The sequence below is a fragment of the Sorangium sp. So ce1335 genome (genome assembly GCF_051521615.1).
Classification (GTDB): Bacteria; Myxococcota_A; Polyangia; order Polyangiales; family Polyangiaceae; genus Sorangium.
In genome coordinates this window covers 11,883,587-11,903,001 of record NZ_CP150363.1, presented here as the reverse complement: position 1 = coordinate 11,903,001, position 19,415 = coordinate 11,883,587, and the positions used below count along the sequence as shown (strand labels likewise).

At 70.1% G+C, this 19,415-nt stretch carries 8 protein-coding genes and 1 pseudogene; 4 read left to right on the top strand and 5 right to left on the bottom strand.

Features of this window, described 5'->3' with window-relative positions:
• Nucleotides 1–42 precede the first annotated feature (42 nt).
• The gene (locus WMF24_RS44435; RefSeq protein WP_437733545.1) at nucleotides 43–2,313 is read right to left on the bottom strand and encodes a substrate-binding domain-containing protein; all 2,271 of its coding nucleotides are present in this window, start codon (nucleotides 2,311–2,313) and stop codon (nucleotides 43–45) included.
• A gap of 706 nt (nucleotides 2,314–3,019) precedes the next feature.
• Between WMF24_RS44435 and WMF24_RS44430 the strand changes: the two genes are divergently transcribed.
• On the top strand, nucleotides 3,020–3,973 hold the full coding sequence (locus WMF24_RS44430) for a trypsin-like serine protease (protein ID WP_437733544.1): 954 nt from the start codon (nucleotides 3,020–3,022) through the stop codon (nucleotides 3,971–3,973).
• A 459-nt stretch (nucleotides 3,974–4,432) separates the two neighbouring features.
• Here the strand turns inward: WMF24_RS44430 and WMF24_RS44425 are convergent, their stop codons facing one another.
• Nucleotides 4,433–5,146, bottom strand: coding sequence for a glutathione S-transferase family protein (locus WMF24_RS44425; RefSeq protein WP_437733543.1), 714 nt, complete (start codon nucleotides 5,144–5,146; stop codon nucleotides 4,433–4,435).
• A 606-nt stretch (nucleotides 5,147–5,752) separates the two neighbouring features.
• On the opposite strand from WMF24_RS44425, the gene WMF24_RS44420 reads away from it, so the two are divergent.
• Entirely contained in the window at nucleotides 5,753–7,654 is a 1,902-nt protein-coding gene (locus tag WMF24_RS44420; RefSeq protein WP_437733542.1) for a S8 family serine peptidase, read from the top strand.
• A gap of 92 nt (nucleotides 7,655–7,746) precedes the next feature.
• Here WMF24_RS44420 and WMF24_RS44415 read toward each other — a convergent pair whose 3' ends face one another.
• Nucleotides 7,747–8,613 (bottom strand): hypothetical protein, encoded by an 867-nt coding sequence (locus tag WMF24_RS44415; RefSeq protein WP_437733541.1) that lies wholly within the window; start codon nucleotides 8,611–8,613, stop codon nucleotides 7,747–7,749.
• Between the two features lie 758 nt (nucleotides 8,614–9,371).
• Here WMF24_RS44415 and WMF24_RS44410 point away from each other — a divergent pair.
• On the top strand, nucleotides 9,372–14,282 hold the full coding sequence (locus tag WMF24_RS44410) for an AAA family ATPase (RefSeq protein ID WP_437733540.1): 4,911 nt from the start codon (nucleotides 9,372–9,374) through the stop codon (nucleotides 14,280–14,282).
• 28 nt (nucleotides 14,283–14,310) lie between these two features.
• Here the strand turns inward: WMF24_RS44410 and WMF24_RS44405 are convergent, their stop codons facing one another.
• Together WMF24_RS44405 and WMF24_RS44400 are read right to left on the bottom strand one after the other, a co-directional pair.
• Nucleotides 14,311–15,678 (bottom strand): DUF1552 domain-containing protein, encoded by a 1,368-nt coding sequence (locus WMF24_RS44405; protein WP_437733539.1) that lies wholly within the window; start codon nucleotides 15,676–15,678, stop codon nucleotides 14,311–14,313.
• Nucleotides 15,675–17,435, bottom strand: coding sequence for a DUF1592 domain-containing protein (locus tag WMF24_RS44400; RefSeq protein WP_437733538.1), 1,761 nt, complete (start codon nucleotides 17,433–17,435; stop codon nucleotides 15,675–15,677). The genes WMF24_RS44405 and WMF24_RS44400 overlap by 4 nt, the downstream gene beginning before the upstream one ends.
• 595 nt (nucleotides 17,436–18,030) lie before the next feature.
• Here WMF24_RS44400 and WMF24_RS44395 point away from each other — a divergent pair.
• A pseudogene (locus WMF24_RS44395) lies at nucleotides 18,031–19,317 on the top strand (RICIN domain-containing protein); the annotation flags it as partial.
• Between the last annotated feature and the right edge of the window lie 98 nt (nucleotides 19,318–19,415).

Below are 19,415 nucleotides of genomic sequence, written 5' to 3'. Positions count from 1 at the left end.
CGCCGGCGCCCGATGGCGCTGCCTGCATCCGGCGATGCGCGCTCAACCGCGCTTCCCGCCCGCAGGGCGGAGGCGCCCTGTCGTCAGCGCGTGAAGGACGCCCGCCAGCGACGAGTACGTGGACAGATCGCCGAGGTCCACGTCCGCGAGGCTCCTGGCGATCTCGGGCCGCACGCCGACGAGGAGGACGCGCGCGCCGAGGAGGGAGACCGCGCGGCTGATCTGGCCCAGCGCGTGGGCGACCTGGGCGTCCACCGCCGGCACGCCGGTGATGTCGAGCAGCACGAAGCGCGCCGCGTGCCGGCCCACCCCCTCGGTCACGGCCGTCAGCACCTGGAGGGCGCGGCCCCTGTCGAACGCGCCGATCAGCGGCACGAGCAGCACGCCGGGGAGGAGCGGAATGAGCGGACAGCCGAGCTCGCGCACCGTGTCGGAGAGCGCGCGCTCGACGGCGTAGGCCTCCTGCAGCTCCTCGTTCTTCGCCGAGAGCGACTGGACGAGGTCGTTGCGCTCGAGGGCCGCGGCGAGGAGCGACGCCCAGACCCCGACCGTGCCCTCGTCGCCGGTCAGCTCGCGGAGGGTCGGCCCGAGGAGCGCCAGGAACCCCCACTCCCGCCGGGCGGTGCGGATCGGCAGGAGGAGCATCATGTGCTCACCGCTCGCGGCCGAGGGCGGCAGCAGCTCCGCAGGCGGAAACGCCTCCAGCCGATGGCGGCTGCCGATCGGGGGCGTCGCGCCGCCATCGCGGCTGTAGGCGCCGGCGACGACGAGCGTCGTCGCGTCCTCCCGGAGCGCGAAGCAGCCCCAGTCCGCGGCTGTCCTTGCGAGCCATGACAGCGAGAGCGACTCCTGCTGCGAGCCGCTGAGCAGCGCGAGGCCCACCTCGTAGTTGGATCTCACGAGCATTCCGAGCTGCGCCAGGGCGCCTGTCTCGACGTTGAGCCGCGCCCGGGCGATCGCGAGGCGCGCGCTGTCAAGGAACGCCTCGACCCGCCGCGCGGACGCCGCATCGCCGCCGAGCCGCTCGTGCGACCGGCGGAGCAGGCGGACCATCGCCATCAAGGTGCCCATGTCGGGCGCGATGTCGATGGCCTGCTGATACGCCCGCTCCAGCTCCTTCGCCGGAGGGGGCGCGGTGCCCTCGATCGCCGCGGCGTACCCCTCTAGCACCCGAGCGACCCCTGGCCATACGGCGGCTGGCGACGCCTCGGGCGCGAGGGGCTGCGGCGCGAGGAGCAGCTCGACGAGCCGCCGGTCCAGGTCGCCGCCGGCGTCGCCTCCGGACGCCGCGTCCTGATCGAGGAGGCTCTGGATCACGTCGCACCCGCACGAGGTCCGCTGGATCAAGGTGTTCTGCGTGAGCACGAGCTCGGGCGGGGCGGTCTCGCCGGCGAGCATCGAGAGGACGAGCTCGCACGCGGCGCTCCCCATCATCTCGAACCGCTGGCGCACGGTGGTCAGCGGCGGGTCGGCTGCTTGCGCGTCCGGCACATCGTCGAAGCCGACGATCGCCAGATCCTCGGGGATACGGAGGCCCGCCGCCGTCAGCAAGGGCATCATCCCGAGCGCGTTCTTGTCCGTCCCGAAGATCGCCGCCGTGCACGCGTGCCGCAGCGCGAGGAGCCGCGGGGCGGCGTCCTCGCCTCCGATATACCAGGTGTCGCTGGTCCGGATGACAAGCTCTGGATCGAACGGTATCCCCGCCTCGGCGAGCGCCTCTCTGTAGGCCTCGAAGCGCACGCGCAGATCGGACTCGACGAAGCAGCCGACGAACGCGATGCGCCGGTGCCCGTGCTCGACCAGGTGGCGCACGGCGCTCCGGATCCCGGCGTGGTTGTCGGGGATCACGGACGGGCACTTGCCCTCGTGGACATGGGTGCCGACGACGACGCGCGGGACCCGCTCGCGAACGAACCGCTCGATGCCGTCCACCGCCAGCACCAGGATCCACCCATCCACCAGCTCGCTGGCGAGCGAGGGGGCCTGGAGCGCGGCGGGGGTGCCGCGGATCACGACCGTCCGACAACCGTGCTGCCGCGCGGTGTCGTGAATCCCCTTCAGGACCGGGTTCCAGAACGAGCCGTCGAGATAGGGCGTGATGACGCCGACGGTGTACGCGCGCGGCGTTCCCGGGTCGCCCGCTCCGCGGTGAGATGGCTTCGCGAGGCGGCTCGCATCGCGCGCCGAGCCGCTGGCGGCTCCTCCCGTGGCCTGTTGTCCGGCCGCGCCATCTCGCCGAACCGAGCCGCCGTCCTCACCTTCCCGGTGGTCCGACGGCTCGACGTCACTGCTCCGGCTACCCCCGACGTTCATCCGGCTCTCCCTGCGCCCCCGTCCCTCGGCTGCGCGACCTTGTCCGGTTGTACCATGATCCGGACGTGTCCTCGCCCGGCGATGGGGCGCGCAGCCCCCCGGAGATCTGGCCCACCGCGCAAGGTGCATGGCCTGGCGTCGCTTGCGGGAGCCCCGACTTCCTGGCCTCGGGCGATCCGCCTCCCTCCTGAGAACGCTCAGCGCGAGTCCGAAACAGCATGAGCTGCTCCCGCGTCACCCAGGCCGCTGGCGCCGCACGGGTCTATCCGATCGGCTCCCTCCAGTTCGCCGAGACACACGTGAGGCGCTGGCACTGGCACTGGCGCTGGCACTGCCACCGTCGGGTGTGCCATGTGCACCTCGTTATTTCGTCGCACACGACAAAATTTCAACAACGCTCCTCGATTCGTGGCGCTCCCGAGCTGGCGTGCGCGTTGCATTGCCCCTCGAGCGTAGCGCTTTATCAGATCCGCTCCATGGCGCTCGTGATCCAGCAGGACACAACGGCTCCTTGTTCATCGTACCCATGATGGTCCCGATGCCGCAGTCGTAGCCCCCGTCCGGTCAAGCATGCCGAGGGCATCGGCGTGATCGCGATCGAGCGTGGGAATCAGACAGCGGGCTTCAGCAACGAGCTCGGTGAGTCGCTCTGCCCGACACGAGCATCGGAGTGAAACGCAAACCATACATTAGAATCGAGATGACCATGACGAACAACGAGAACACGAAAGGCTGCCGCGGGCTGGGAGGACTTGGACTCGCATGGATTCGCACGGGCGCTGCCAGCGCGATGCTCGCTCTGGCGACCGCGGCGTGCGGCGCCGCAGATCCGAGCGATGACGTTTCCGACGAGCCGCTCGGGACTGGCACGGAGGAGATCCGCTCCGGTACGCCAGGCGGAGGGATCGGCGCCGTGGAGGTCGTCTCGACGACGGGGCCCCTACAGTGGAGCTGCACGGGAACGCTGGTCGGCGACCACATGATCCTGACCGCGGCTCACTGCTTTGACGATGTCCTCGGCTCGGCTCTGTCGGGGACCGTGAGCGCCAAGCTCTCCTACGCGGTCACCGGAACCACCTGGAAATGCCTGACGGGCTCTCCCTCGACTGGCAAGTGCACGACGTTTCGCAACGTCTACGTGCGTCGCTTGCAACAGGGAGGGGAGGTGGGCGCCGACATGGCCGTCGTCTTCACCAGTGTTTCCGGCGGCTCGTTCAGCAACGTGGAGGATGGCGACCCCGCCGACGGAATCTATACGGGGCACCTGAGCGAATCGGAGCCCTATGCATTCTACGGGCGAGGCCCCTCCAACTTCGAGGGCACAGATGATGGAACCATGCGCTTCATGCACAACGCGCTGGACTACGTCGACGCATCGCACTTCGTCACGGACGCGGACGCCGTCCGAACCTGCCGTGGTGACTCGGGCGGCCCGTATTTCTTCAGAGACGGCGCAGTACACTCCAGGTGGATGTTCGGCATCCATTCCAATTCCGAATATGCAATCGGGGGCGCGTGCGCCGAGGTCGGCGGAAAATCGCGGGGGATGCGGCTGACCGTGAACCGCATCAACAACATCAACAACTTCCGCAGCCTCCGAGGGCTCGCGCCCTGCACACAGTTCTCGTCCTCGTTCCCTGATTGGTGGGTTTGCTCGTGAGCGATCGCTGATCGGGCACCGCGGCTCGCGGCCAGGTGTGCACGCTCAGGCTGTTTGATGGATCCCTCCTGGCGGGTCCACGGTCGATGGTGGGCATGGGCACGCCCCGGATCGTGGCCGAGCTGCCCGCGCCCTGGTGACTGGCGCGCCCGGCCGCAGCGCCCGCTCCACCCGGCGATGCGCAATTGCCAGCTCGGGGCGCAACGCGCGCTCCGATAGCTCATCGCGCGCGGCGAGAAACTCGCAACGGCGACGCGGGCGGCCCGTATCTCCTCAAGGACGGAGGGACGGACACCAGGTGGATGTTCGGCGTACCATGTTTGCCCGCGATCGCTCGCCGGCCGAACGCGCCGGCAGCCTCCGCCGGCGGCGCCGCCCCTCGTCCAGTCGCGCGCGTGAGCACGAGATCGAGCGCGCCGGCGGCCCTCCGCCGGCGACGCCACCCCCTCGTCCCTCGTGTCAGGCGGGGGGCTTCCAGTCGGCGTAGTAGCGCTGCCGCATGCGCTCGCAGTACGCGACGAGGTTCGCCTGGGCCTCGGCGTGGCGCTTCACCGGCGAGTCGGCGGGGAAGCGCAGTATGCTGACGAGGAACGCGTACACGGCGGCGTCCACGGAGCTCGGCTCGGCCCCGAGCATGAAGGGCTGGTCGCCGAGCAGGGTGGCGAGCGCGGTGAGGTCCGCCTTGCCCATCTCGTGGACCTCCTCGCGGCTGTGGCGCCCGGTGCCCTGCGCGCGGAGCTTGCGCTTCATCCCCCGGCGAATCAGCTCGGCGATCGGACCGCCGACGACCGGGGGCAAGAGCGACACGAAGACGGGGCGGTAGACGGCCCACGCGTCGTCCTCGGCCCAGCGCGTGTAGACCAGCACCCAGTAGAACGCCTCGTCGAGCATGCGCCGGATCACGTGGCCGCGCGCGCGCGCCTCGGGGGTGAGGTGGCCGTCGAGCCCGTCGCCGTGGACGCGCTGCAGGTGCTCGATGATGAGCTGCGAGTCGCCCATCCTGCGGCCGTCGATCTCGACGTACGGGATCTTGCCCTTGGGCGCCCCGCGCGCATCCAGGGCGCCCACCTCGTACGGGAGGCCGGCCATGCGCAGCCATGTCTCGAGCTTGACGCAGAACGGGCTGATGTTCGGGATGCCCCACGCGGGCGGGCCCTGGTAAAGGGTGATCATGGCGGTCCTCCGTGGCCCGCGGGCCGCGCGGCCCACGGGGCGCGGCAGCGTACACGGGCGCTCGCCGGGAAACGAGCGCGCTGCGCGCCGCGCACGACGACGCGAGCAAGCCCGCCAGGTTCAGGGCTCCTGAGACACCGTGCGTCGCCTCCGGAGGGTCATGCCTTCATGAGGTCTTGCCCCACGCGCGCAGACGGCAGCAGCGGCGCGTCTGCCACGCGCCACGCATGAATGACCGAAATCGGGCATCCGATGCTGGGTTCTGCCGAATGTCAAGAATCCTTAAGCGGGGACCGGGCTCGCTTGACAGCGCTCGGTCGCGATGACAAGTCTGCCCGGAACGCTGCGAGCCCCTCGGCGGCACCCAGCGGCGCCTTGCGCGGGTCTCCTTGATGCCAGGGGTGCGAACGCGCGCGCCCGATCCTGCGACTTCCGTGCTCGAAGGTCCCTCGAGCCCGAAGCGCAACGCTGCCGAGGACAGCAGCGGTGGTCCTCTGCTCGTTCTTGAGCAGGACACCGTCCACCCTTGCTTCTGATATATCCATGCCAGTCAACCAGACCAGTCTCACCAGCATCACGTCCCGCCTTGTGCCTTTGCGTCGATCCTTGCAGGCCTTGCTGCTCGGGATCTCGGCCACCGCCCTCGGCTGCGGCGACGCCGAGCCCGTGGCCCGGACCTCGGAGCCCCTCGCCGTGGGCAGCCAGGCCAGCTCGCCCGACCGAGGCCTGCGGAGGGTCCTGGACAAGTCGCAGGCGTCCTCGTGGATCCCGGGCGACGTCTCCGACGTCCGCGTCGTCATCAAGTTCCACGAGGGAACGGGCGTCCGGCTGCGCGGCGCGCAGCTGAGCAGCGAGGGAGTCGGCGATCTCTCGAGCGCTGCAAACGGCCTCGATGCCGAGCAGGTGCCGCGCGATGTGCGCAGCATCGCCGCGCTGCTCTCGGCCCGGTCGCTCGACCTCAGGTCCTTGTTTCCGCTCCCCGAGGCGCGGCTCTCGTCGCTCAAGAGCAACGGCGAGCGGCGGGGCGCGCGCCGGCTCGCGGATCTGTCGCTCTACTTCGAGGCCCCCTGGTCGGGGGGCTCGCGGAGCGCGCTCGTCGAGCTGGTGGAGGCGCTGAACGCCCACCCCAGCGTGGAGATCGCCTACGTGCAGCCGAAGCCCGAGCTCGCGACAGCGGCCCCGGAGGCGAGCGCCGAGCTCGTGACCCTCGACGCGAACACGCCGGATTTCACGTCCCTGCAAGGCTATGTGAACAGCGATGCGAACGGCATGGGCGTGGCCGAGGCGCGCGCGCTCCCGGGCGGTCGCGGAGAGAACGTCCGGATCATCGACGTCGAGCAGCGCTGGGTCGCCGATCACGAGGATCTCCCGGCGCCGTTCTTCTACGCGCCCGCGGCGAGCCCCGGCAACGCGGATCACGGCACCGCCGTGGCGGGCGTCCTCGTCGGCCAGGAGAACGGCTTCGGCGTGACCGGCGTCGCGCCGCTCTCGGACGTCGGCTACTCCAGCTGGGTGGATATCGGCGTCGCGCCCGCGATCGCGCTCGCTGCCGCGCAGCTCGACGCCGGAGACGTCGTGCTCATCGAGGTGCACGCCCCCGGCCCGACCACGGTCGCGTGCAGCTGCAACACAGGCCAGTGCAACTACGTCCCGATGGAGTTCTTTGCGGCGGAGTTCGACGCGATCCAGACGGCCACGGCCAACGGGATCACCGTTGTCGAGGCGGCCGGCAACGGCTCGGTCGATCTGGATCACCCGACGTACGGAGGCGCCTTTGACCGGGCCGTCCGGGACTCCGGCGCCCTGGTGGTGGGCGCGAGCCTGTCGAGCGCGCGCAGCCCGACGTGTTACAGCAACTCCGGCGACCGCGTGGACGTCCATGCCTGGGGGCAGGACGTGGCCACGACGGGAGGTGGCGGTGAGCTCTACAGTGGAACGCTGGGCGAGCGGGACCGCTACACGGCGAGCTTCTCGGGCACATCGAGCGCCTCGGCGGTCGTCGCCGGCGCGGTGGCCGTGGTGCAGAGCGTCGCGCAGCAGGCGTCAGGGCCGCTCACGTCGCACGAGGTGCGCGATCTGCTCGTGAACACCGGCAAGCCGCAGCAAGGCGAGCCGAGCCGCAAGATCGGCCCGCTCCCGGATCTCGCCACGGCGGCGCCGCTGGCGGCCGACCCCGGGAGCTGCGGCGACAGCGTGTGCTCCGCGCTGGAGAGCTGCCAGTCCTGCGCCGTGGACTGCGGCCCCTGCTCGACCTGCGTGCCCTCGGGCTGCGAGGCGGCGACGCACGTGACGATCCCTCACGTGAGCAACGGTCCCGTGAACACGTGCGTGTTCTTCGACGCAGCGAGCGCCAACCTGCAATCCTGGAACATGGCGACCGTCGAGCTCAATGGAGTCAACGTCACCAACACGTGGGTATCGTCGTCGAGCTACCCCCCTGCCTGCGACGGCGGGTACTATCTGCGCATGGTCGGCAACTTCGCCTGGTCTCACGTCGAGGTGAACTGAGCGAGTCGGGCGCGTGCCCTCGAGGGCGCGCTCGTACCTCTACGCGGGGGCGACGCAGGGGACCGGAGGGGTGGCGCGGTCTCCCCGCTTGCTCATCCCGAGTCCCGTGGGTCGTCGCCGACGTCCCTGAGGAGCTCGAGGGCCTCCGGCACTTCGCTGAAATAGATGCCCTCTGACGCCGCGTCGCGGAGCACGGGATCGGGATCTCGCAGCGCGGCGCGGATGACCGGGTACGCCGCAGGGTCTTCCGCGAGCCGAGCGACGACCATCGCTCGGATCCAGAGTTCGGGCACACGGCTGGCGTCCAGGATGGCGGCCCGCACCGCCGGCTCCTCCATGTCCGGGCGCCAGCACATGATCGCAGCCGCGGCCCGCACGTGCCCGTCCGGGTGGTGCAGGAGCTCGCGGAGAAGGCGGCCGGCCTCCTGCCGCAATGGGTCGCTCCAGCTTGCGCAGCGCAAGAACGAGACGGCGACCGGGAGGTCGTCCGGCGCCATCGCCCCGAGGAACGCGCGGAGGTCCTCCGCCGTCGTGAGCGCTTCCAGTCCGATCTCTGTCGACTTGTACCTGCCGTACCGCGCCTCCGCGCGCAGGAACACGAGCGCGTCGTGCACTCGAATCCTGTGTCGCAACGGCAGGACAGCCACGTAGCGGACCACATGGCACGGATCACCAAGGGCCGGAAGGATCTCCGGCGGCACGTCGCCGTCGCACACGAGCCCGTACACGGCGGAGGCGATCGCCAGCCCGGCGTCGTCGGCGTGGCTCCTGCACCAGAGCCAGGGCAGGCGCGGCGCCGCCGCGAGCGACGCCTCGGCCGCTGCGATGCGCTCGGCGGAGCCGGCGTCACGCGCGATCTCGAGGAGCACAGCGCGGCCTTCCGGATCCTGCGCGATCCTCTTGCCAGCGTCGAGACCTCGCGCGCGCAGGGCGGCGAGGATCCCTTCTCTCGGCGTCAAGGGATCCTCCAGGCAAACGTCCGCGCGACGGCGCGGCCGAGGCGGTCGGGAGGCGCAGCGGCATGGCCCCCGAACGAGAAGAGGGCGCGGGGGACGCGAGGCATGATTCGAGGGGATCGATGCTATCCAGGCACCGAGCCCCGGGCAACCGCGGAGAACCCCTCCGGGGTGTCGCGAGCGCCGCCCGCCATCCGGCGATTCCGGCACGCCAGTTCGGCTCCATTGAGCCCTCCTGACTCGTCCAAGGTCGATGGTGGCATCGTCACCATGGGATGATGGGTTCGCCATCATCCCATGCTGGAACGGCCATCATCTCAGGAGGGCGCACCGCGCGCCGCGAGCCTTCCGTCGCCTGCGGCACGCGCGGCGAGTTGCCCTTGACATCCCCGGGTCGTTTTGTTCTTCCTGTCTCACTGGCGGGGGCACGTGAGCCAAGGCTCCGACCAGCACCATGCCGTGATCCGTGACGCTCGCCTGCAGGGGTAAGCCCCATCGCCCCCATGGCGCGACGCTCGAGGGGACGCTGTCCAGCAGCACGGCCTCGAGGTAGGTGGTCCCGAGATCGATGCCCACAATATCGCTCTTCCTCGCTCTCCAGAGGGCTTGTGGTCTCCCGCGCCGGGCGCGCTCCGGCCGCGCGGCCGCTCGCCTCTGCGCCGAGGACAGCTGCTCGCTCGTACCGCTCGCCGGTGAGCGCCTGGCGTCTGTGATCGAGGCACCTGCACGTAAGACCACGTAAGTGGAGCTACGGAGTCCTCATGTTGACTGTTCCGGGTTACACCGTCATCGAGCCCACGACCATGACGCCTGGCTCCTCGGCGTACCGCGCGCGTCGTGACGCCGACAACCTGCCCGTCACGCTGAAGGTGCTGCGCGCCGCGGGGGGTCGCGGCGCCGATGTTGCGCGCTTCAGGCACCAGATGGATCGCATCGCCCGGCTCTCCTCCCCACGCCTGCTCGCCGTGCACGGCGTCGAGGAGCGCAGCGAGGGCGTCGTCGTCGTCCTGGAGCACGTCGAGGGTCCGGATCTCGCGTCGGCGCTCCGCGAGCGCGGCAAGCTGCCCCTGGGCGAGGCGCTCGACCTCGCTTGCGCCCTCGCCGAGGCGCTCCAGGTCATCCACGCAGGCGGCCTCATCCATGGAGACGTGCGGCCCCACAATGTGTGGCTCGGAAAGGACGGCGCCATCAAGCTCGGCGGCTTCGGCGCCGACGCCGAGCTCACGCGCGCGCACAAGGGGATCTACGACCCGGTCGTGATCGCGGACGTGCTGCCTTATGTCTCTCCCGAGCGGACCGGGCGCATGAACCGCGGCGTCGACCACCGGACCGACCTCTACTCGCTCGCGGTCGTGCTCTATCAGGCCCTGCTCGGCAGGCGCCCGTTCGAGGCGTCGGACCCGATGGAGATCATCCACGCCCACCTCGCGCTCCCGCCGGTCTCCCCTACCCGGCTCGACCGGGCCGTCCCCGAGGCGGTGAGCGACGTCGCGCTGAAGCTGCTCGCGAAGGACGCGGAGGAGCGATACCAGAGCGCAGAGGGGCTCCTCGTCGATCTGGAGCAGTGCCGCACATCGCTGCGTGCGACCGGTCGAATCGAGCGGTTCGTCGCGGGTCAACGCGACCGGAACGACCTCTTCCAGATTCACCAGAAGCTCTACGGCCGCGAGCGCGACGGCGAGGCGCTCGTCGCCGCCTTCGAGCGCCGGCTCTCGGGCGCGCGCGAGATCCTGCTCGTGTCGGGGTACTCGGGGATCGGCAAGTCAACGCTGGTGCAGGAGATCTTGAAGCCGCTCGCGCGCGAGAAGGGCTATTACACGAGCGGCAAGCACGATCAGTACAATCGCGAGCTGCCCTACGGCGCGATCATCCAGGCGTTCGACGGCCTCGTGCGCCAGCTCCTCAGCGAGAGCGACGCGCGGATCGCGAGCTGGCGAAATGCGCTCCTCGAGGCGCTCGGGAGCAACGCTCGGGTCGTCTGCGACGTCATCCCCGCGCTCGCGCACGTGCTCGGCGAGGTGCCGCCGGTCGAGGCGCTCGGCCCGATCGAGGCGCAGGCCCGGCTCAGCCTGTGCTTCTCCCGGCTCGTCTCGGTCTTCGCCCGGCGGGCGCACCCGCTCGTCCTGTTCCTCGACGACCTGCAGTGGATCGACCCCGCGAGCCTGGCCCTCCTGCGCGCGCTCCTCGCCGACGACACGCTGGAGGGGTTCTTCTTCTGCGGCGCGTACCGGAACAACGAGGTAGGGCCCGGCCACCCGCTCCTTCTCCTGCGCGAGGAGCTCGCGAGCGGAGGGCTCGCCATCGAGGAGATCGTCCTGGCGCCGCTCGAGCGGGGACACCTGCTCGAGATGCTCCGTGACTGCCTGAAGCGCGATGATTGCGGTCCCCTCGCGGACGCCACCCTCCGAAAGACCGGCGGAAACCCGTTCTTCGTGAAGGCGTTCCTGCGCTCGCTCCACGACCACGGCGTGCTCGCGTTCGAGGCCGGCGCCGGCTGGCGCTGGGATCTCGCCCAGATCGAGGCGCTTCACTACACGGACAACGTCGTGGACCTCATGGTCCGGACCATCCGGCGTCTCCCGCCGCCGACGCAGGAGACCCTCACCCTCGCCGCCACCATCGGCAACCGGTTCGACCTCGACGTGCTCTGCGCCGTGAGCGAAGGCTCGCCGCTGGACGTGTACAGCCGCCTGGATCCCGCGCTGTCCGAGGGGCTCATCCTGGCCACCGGCGAGAAGCTCCGCTTCGCCCACGACAAGGTCCAGGAGGGCGCGACCTCGATGCTCCCGGCCTCGGAGCGGCCCGGCCTGCATCTCCGCATCGGGCGGCTGCTCGCGAGCAAGCTGGATCCCGCGGACGCGCGCGGCCTGTTCGACGCCGTGGGTCACCTGAACGGCGCCGGCGACCTCATCGCCGGCGCCGAGGAGCGCCTCGCGCTCGCGCGCATGAACCTCGACGCCGCTGCCCGCGCCGAGGAGTCCGCCGCCTTCGGGGCCGCGCTGCACTACCTCGAGCAAGGCCTTACCCGGCTGCCGGCGGACGCGTGGACGTCGCAGTACCGCATGCGCTTCCTCTTCGCGACAAGGAAGGGCCTGATGGAGGCGATCAACGGCCAGCACGACCGCGCCCTCGCGACCCTCTCCGAGTGCCTCGACCACGCCGACAGCCGGCTGGATCGCACAGAGGTCCTGCGCCTCAAGATGAAGGTGCACGTGCTCAAGGCCGATCTGCCCGCCGCGATCTCCGAGGGCCTCGTCGCGGTGCGCGCGTTCGGGATCGACCTGCCCCCCTTTCCCGACGACGCGACGAGCGACGCGCACATCCGTGCGACCATGCAGCTCGTCGGGGACAGGCCGCTCGACTTCCTGCTGGATCTGCCGCCGCTCCAGGACCCGGAGATCCGGATCCTGCACGACGTGCTCGAGGAGTTCGACGTGCCGAGCAACTTCCTCGGATCGAACCTCTACGAGATCGTCGCCGCGAAGAAGCTGGAGTACACGATCCGCCACGGGCTGTCGTTGAACGCCGCCATTGCGTGCATGCACTTCGGCAGCGTGCTCTGCACGCGGTGGGACATCGAGCCCGGCTACCAGCTCGGTCGCGTGGCCTATCGACTCGCGGCGCTCTACCCCGATCGCCGGACCGCGCCGCTCTTGCACAACGGGTGGGCGTGCCTCGTCCAGCACTGGAAAGAGGGGTACTCGGCGTGCAAGGAGTCGCTCCGCGCGGGCTTCCACGCCGCCGTGGAGACGGGCCACCACTTCTGGTCCTTCGCCTGCGCGAGCAACGGGGTCACGATGAGCGTCCTGCAGGGGGTGCCGCTCGGCGAGCTCGTGAAGGAGGCCGGCAGCTACAGCGCGATCCGCAAGCTCGACAAGTTCAATATCGTCACGTGGATCCTCGGCGCGGCGGAGCAGCTCGCCCACAACCTGTCGGTCGAGACCGAGCGCCCCGCCGAGCTCGTCGGCGACTTCGTCGACATCAACGCGGTGCTCGAGGCGGCTCGCCGCATCGACAACAAGACGGCCCTCGACTATGCGGCCTTTTACGAGCTCTTGCTCTGCGTGTTCCAGGGCGCGTTCGAGGACGCTGCGCGGCGCGCCCTCCGGATAGACCTCGAGTTCACGGCCCACCAGAACTGGTTCGGCAATCCCCCCCTCTACGGCTACGGCGGCGTCGCGCTCACCCAGGCGGCCACCGCGGCCTCTCCCGACGATCGGGCGCTCTTCCTGGCGAGGGCGGGCGCGTTCGCCGAGAGGCTCTCCCGCTGCGCCCCCTTGTGCCCGGAGAACCACGAGCACAGGCGGCTCCTGCTCGAGGCCGAGCTCACGCGGCTGCGCGGCGATCCGCGCGACGCGTGGGATCTCTACGACGCGGCGATCGGCCTCGCGCGGCGCGGCCGTTACCTGCACGACGAGGCGCTCGCCAACGAGCTCTGCGCCCGTCACTGGCTCTCCCTCGGCAAGACGACGGTCGCGCGCGCCTACCTGGCGGAGGCGCACCGGCTCTACGGGAGCTGGGGAGCGACCCAGTGCACGCGGCGCCTCGAACAGGCGTTTCCGGACCTGGTCCCGCGCGGGCGCCCGAGCCGCGCGCCCGCCCCGGGGGCCGGCGTCTCGGCGGGGGTCGAGTTCGACTTCGCCTCGGTCCTGAAGGCCTCCCAGGCGATCTCGGGTGAGATCGTGCTCGACCGGCTGATCGACGCGCTGATGCGCATCCTGATCGAGAACGCCGGCGCGCGCCGAGGTCTCCTCGTCCTCGATCGCGAGGGCCAGCTCTGCGTCGAGGCGGAGCACCGCGTCGAGGAAGACGAGGTGCGGAAGCTCGGGGCGGTGCCTGTCGCGTCGCGCGCCGACCTGGCGGTCAGCGTCGTCAACTTCGTGGCGCGCACGCGTGAGAGCGTGCTGCTCGAGGATCGCGCGGCGTATGGCGCCTTCGGCCACGATCCCTACCTCGCCGCGAGCGCGCCGCGGTCCACGCTCGTCGTCCCCATCGTCGCCCAGGGCCACGTGACCGGCGTCATCTACCTCGAGAACGACCTGACGAGCTTCGCCTTCACGAAGGACCACGCCGAGGTCCTCCGGCTCCTCTCCGCCCAGGTGGCCGTCTCGATCGAGAACGCCAAGCTCTACGCCGAGCTGGAACGGAAGGTCGAGGCGCGCACGCAGGAGCTGCGGACGGCTCATGACGAGATCATGGCGTATCACCAGATCGAGCAGGAGCGGAGGGCGCAGGAGGCCACGATGCAACGCCTGCTCATCGAGCGGCAGCAGGAGGTCATCTACACGCTGTCCACGCCGATCATCGAGGTCTGGGACGGCGTGATCGTCCTGCCCCTGATGGGCGCCGTGGACGACGCGCGCTCCTCCGAGATCATGAGCCGGCTGCTGGCGCGGATCGCGGACAACCCCTGCCAGCACGTGATCCTCGATCTCACCGGCGTCGAGCAGGTCGACGCGAACTCCGCCGAGCGGCTCGTGCGCATCGCGCAGGCCGCGCGCCTGCTCGGCACGCGGGTGGTGATCTCCGGCATCCGCGCCGCCGTCGCGCAGGCGCTCGTCCAGCATGGCGCGGATGCCGCCGGGCTCCTCACCCGGGCGACGGTGAAGGACGCGCTCCGCACGGGCCTGAGCCGCTCCGCGCTCGGTCCACCTCACCAGGGAAGGATCTGAACGTCGAGCGTCGGCCCATCCCCCTGGCTCAGGTGAGCGGCAGGGCGCCCTCCATGTTCAGGACGTCCTCGCCGAAGCGCGTGATGTCCTCGAAGCCCATGTAGTGGAAGCAGCTCACGAGCATGTCGGCGAAGGAGCGCTTTCCCCTGAAGTCGACCAGCCGACCGCGCCGGAAGTAGTCGTGCGCCTTCCCCGCGAGGACGACCAGCGTGTCGTGGATGCTGTGCGTGTCGCCCTGCCCGAGCTCGTTCCAGTGCACGACGAGCGTATGATCCCAGAGCGTGCCGTCGCCGTCGCTCGTGCTCTTCAGGATGTCGTAGAGCTTCGTGTTCTGCTGCCAGAGGTGCTTGTGGATCTTGCGGATATCGGCGAACGCGGAGGCGTCGCTGTTGTGCGAGATGTCGTGGTGCCCCTCGCTGAGGCCCAGGTTCGAGTAGACGCGGTTGCTCGTGTTGCCGCTCCAGTTGAAGTTCACGACGCGCGTCAGGTCGCAGGCGAACGCCAGCGCGCTGATCTTGAAGAACAGCTCTCCGATGATCGCGTGGTTCGCGTCGTCGTAGGGGTTCAGCTTCTCGCCGAGCGGGGTCTGCACGCACGCGGCCGCGCCGTTGCCGGTCTGGAGCGCGCGCTCGACGTCGCGGATCGACTCGAGGTGCTGCTGGATCTTGGCGCGGTCCTCGGCGCCGAGCCTGGTGAGGAGGCTGTTGCCCTCCTGGCGCACCAGATCGAGGGCCGACTGCTTCTTCGCCAGGCGCCTCAGCACCTCCTTCTGCGCGGCCTCGTCGTCGGGCGTGAAGGCGAAGAGGCGCGCGTAGGCCGCGTACGGGTCGGTCTCCGGCGGGATCGGGTTCTGCTGGCCCAGGGGCCCCGCGTGCGCGTGCGTGTTCCAGATGTCGTTCCACTTGCTCCCGACGCGGAACACGAGGTGCCGGTGCGCGACCCGCTCCTCGGCCTCCAGCACGAGACCGCCGATCGCGTGGTCGGCGCTCGGCCCCTCGACGTAGCCGATGGTGCTCTCGGTGCCGCCGATCGGGAACGACCCGGTGCCGGACTTCCACGGCGCGAGCGAGCTGCCGCCCTGCTGGTGGTTGTCGGCCCGCGCGTCCTCGGGCAGATCGTAGAAGCGCTTGTGCAGGTTGTTGAGGAAGATGAGGTCCTCGCGGTAGGGATCGAGCGGGGAGAGGAACTCGCCGAGCTCGAAGCTCGTCTCGCCGTCGGCACTGAATCGCCTCGCCGTCTCGTCGCCGTTCGCCTGGAAGACGAACATGATGCGGCGTGGGGAGGACTGCGCCGTGTCGGCGCGCGCGCGGCTCGGCCGCATGGCGTCGAGGAACGGGAGCGCCAGCGCAACACCGGATGCGCCACGCAGGAACGTACGTCGGCTCAGCGGTTTCATTGTCTCTCCGGGTTGGTCACGGGGCGGTAGCGGAAGGCGTCTGTCTGCGTGAGCGCGACGACGAGCTCGGACAGGCTGTAGCCGCTGTCCTTGAACGCGGTCGAGAGGGCCGCCATCGAGCAGCGATCGGCGTCGGTCTTGTCGCGGCCGTAGAAGAAGCGGAAGTTCTGCAGCACGTAGCAGGCGCGCGCCTCCTCGCTCTGCGCGAGGCGCTGGCCCAGCTCGGCGGCGTTCGCCACCGGGCCGTTCATGTCGCGCGTATAGGCGATGGTGCTCGTGGTGTCGACCGGCTTGCCGTCCTCGTCCGCGGTGCGGAAGCGGCCCACGGCGTCGAACGACTCGAACACGACGCCGAGCGGATCCATCATCTCGTGGCACCCCGCGCAGCTCGGCTCGGTGCGGTGGCGCTCGAGCCGCTCGCGCTGCGACAGCCCCTCTCCGAAGCCCTCGAGATCGAGCTGCACGTCGTTGGGGGGCGCGGGGACGATCCCGCACAGGAGATCGGTGCGCACCTTGAGGCCGCGCCGGACGATCGAGGTGCGCGTCGGCTTGTCGCGCGTGAGCATCATGCCCTGGGTCAGCACGCCGGCGCGGCCGGGCATGTCGACCCTGACGAACGCGTCGCCGCTCACCCCGCTCACCCCGTAGTGCCGCGCGAGCGCGCCGTTCACGAAGCTGTGCTCGGCGCCGAGGAGCTCGCCGAACGAGCCGCTCGGGTCCGCGAAGAGGCTCTTCACGAACGTGCGCGTCTCCTGTTGCAGCAGGGTGGGCAGGCCGGACACCACGTCCGGATACACCGCCGGATCGCGGGTCATGCCGCCCAGGAGGTCGATGTCGAGCCACTGGTCGAAGTACTCGAACAGGCGATCGGCCTTCGGATCGGCCAGCATGCGCCGCACCTGGGCCTCGATCTGCTCCGGCGTGCCGAGCTCGTCGGCGGCCGCCGCGCGCGTGAGCTCCTCGTCCGGCTGCGACTGCCAGATCAGGTACGAGAGCCGCGAGGCCATCTCGTACGGCGTGGGCTCGGTGACGTCCCCCGTGCTCTCCTCGCCGAGCTCGACGCGATAGAGCACGTTCGGCGACTGGAGCATGCTGAAGACGACCCACTCGATGCCGTCCTGGAAGGTGTGCCCCTCCGCGCCTCGGGTGAAGCGCTCCTCGTAGCTCTGGACCTCGGCCGCGGTGAGCGGCCGCCTATACGCCCTCGCGCCGAAGGTGCGGATGAAGTCGCGCGCGCACTCGATCTCGCCGAGCGCCGCCGGATCGCAGGAGACGAGGCCCGGAGCGCGGGCCGCGACGGCGGCGATCTCCTCCGCGGCGTCGAGGTACTTCTGCGCCACGAGCGGACCGACGGTCAGGAAGCTCGCGTTGTTGCGGAAGCCGAGCGACTCCGGCTCGTTCGGGAACGTGGCGACCACGGTGTCGACGGTGGAGGCCACGCCCGCGACGCCGGAGAAGAGATCCTTCAGCGTGTTGGTGTACTCATGGTTGCTGAGGCGGCGGAGCGACGCCGGGCCGGGCTGCGGCGTCTGGCAGAAGTCCGAGGCCAGCACGTCCTCCGGGGGCTCGGCGCTCTCTGGCGCGTCCACGCCGCCGGTCTCGGGACCCGCGCCGGGCCCCGCGGCCTGGCCCTCGCCGGGGCCGCCGATCTGGCCGTTGCAAGCCGCGACGAGCGCGAGCAAGAGCGGAGCCGCGAACCTGAGCGTCGAGCCGGTGATCTCGAGAGGCCAGCGATGCGTGTGTTGCTCGGGGTTCACCGTCTCCTCCACGCCGCGCCCGACGAAAGGCACGAGCAGGTGCGAGCGCCGGCCACACGGGTCGGCACCTGCACGGGTTCACGGCGCTGCGACTCGACAGCGCCGGCAGGAGATAACGTAACAGAAGCTGTCCAGTTCGGCACACGTCACGGGTCGTTCGCAAACACTTTTGTGCTCCAACGACGCACCCGTTCATCCAATTTATCTGCCATCGCTGCGCCTTTTGAACCTCCACCGCAACCGCGCGCGGCGCCGGACACCGCTGCATTAGTAAACATCTTTAACTAACAGCGATGTACCAGGGTGCGACGCCCGCGATCGCCCGGGGGTGATCTCCGTGATCGCCCCTGTCGTCGTCGCTCGACGCGCGGGCGATCTGTCGGATCGCCCTTCCCCCGCGGCGGCGCTGCGAGGCAGGCGGGCTCGCGGAGGATCCCGCCTCCTCTCGCGCCGTCCGGCGGCGGCACGGGGCGTGCTCCAGCGATGGACCGAGTGGACCACGCGGGCCAGGCGAGCCAACCGCGGGCGAGCCTCGTCGGGCAATGGGGCCCGGCCTCGCTCCGCTCCCACACTTACCTTTCGAGGAGAATCGACGATGAATGCCAAGAACACCTGCGCTGCCGCCCTGTTTCTCCTTCTCCCCGGTTGCGGTGGCGTCGGCGAGGGGGCCCTTTCGGACGACGAGGCGATGGACGCGCTCGAGCAAGGCGTCACCGCCGTCTCCGATGGTGTCTACGTCATCAAGGCCGTACACAGCGGCAAGTGCCTGGACGTGCGGTCCTCCGGCACCGCCGACGGCGTGGCCGTGCAGCAGTGGGACTGCAACGGGACGAACGCCCAGAAGTTCCGCGTCAGCTCCGTGGGCGACGGCTTCGTCAAGATCGAGAACGTGAACAGCAACAGGGCCATCGACGTCACCGACGTGAGCACGGCCGACGGCGCCCTGATCCAGCAGTGGGGGTACGGGGGCGGCGCAAACCAGCAGTTCGAGATCTTCGACGCCGGCGGCGGCGATCACGGCATCCGGGCGCGGCACAGCGGCAAGGTCCTCGACGTCAAGGACGTCAGGACCGACAGGGGCGCGCCGATCCAGCAATGGACCTGGTTCGCCACGGGCAACCAGCGCTGGAGGTTCGAGAAGGCCGACGGCTGGCGCCTCGTCTTCCAGGACGAGTTCGACGGGCCGAGCGGGTCGGCGTTCGACGGCTCGAAGTGGTCGGCCGAGATCGGCGGCCAGGGCTGGGGCAACAACGAGCTGCAGTACTACACGAACCGGCTCGAGAACGTGCGCCAGGAGAACGGGTCGCTGGTGATCACCGCGACGCCGCAGGGCGCGAATCAATACGGCTGCTGGTACGGCGCCTGCCAGTACACCTCGGCGCGCCTCGTGAGCCGGGGCAAGTTCGAGTTCACGTATGGCCGGGTGGAGGCGCGGATCAAGGTCCCGCGCGGGCAGGGGCTGTGGCCGGCGTTCTGGATGCTCGGGAACGACATCGGCTCGGTGGGCTGGCCTGGCTGCGGCGAGATCGACATCATGGAGAACATCGGCCGCGAGCCGTCGACGCTCCACGGCAGCCTGCACGGTCCGGGCTACTCCGGCGGCAATCCGCTCACGGGCCGGACGAACCTCCCGGGCGGGGCGGCGCTGGCCGACGCCTTCCACACGTACGCGGTGGAGTGGGAGCCGAGCGCGATCCGCTTCTACCTGGACGGCAACCTCTATCAGACGCGGACGCCCGCCGACGTGCCCGCCGGCGCAGCGTGGGTGTACAATCACCCCTTCTTCATGTTGCTCAACGTGGCGGTCGGCGGCAACTGGCCGGGATCGCCGGACGGGTCCACGTCCTTCCCGCAGCAGATGCTCGTCGACTACGTGCGCGTCTACCAGCGCTGAGCGGCGGCCAGCATGGCTGCGCGATGAACAGGAGATGACTCACGGACCGCGAGGGCGGTGACGGGCAGGCGACGCCCTCGCGGTCC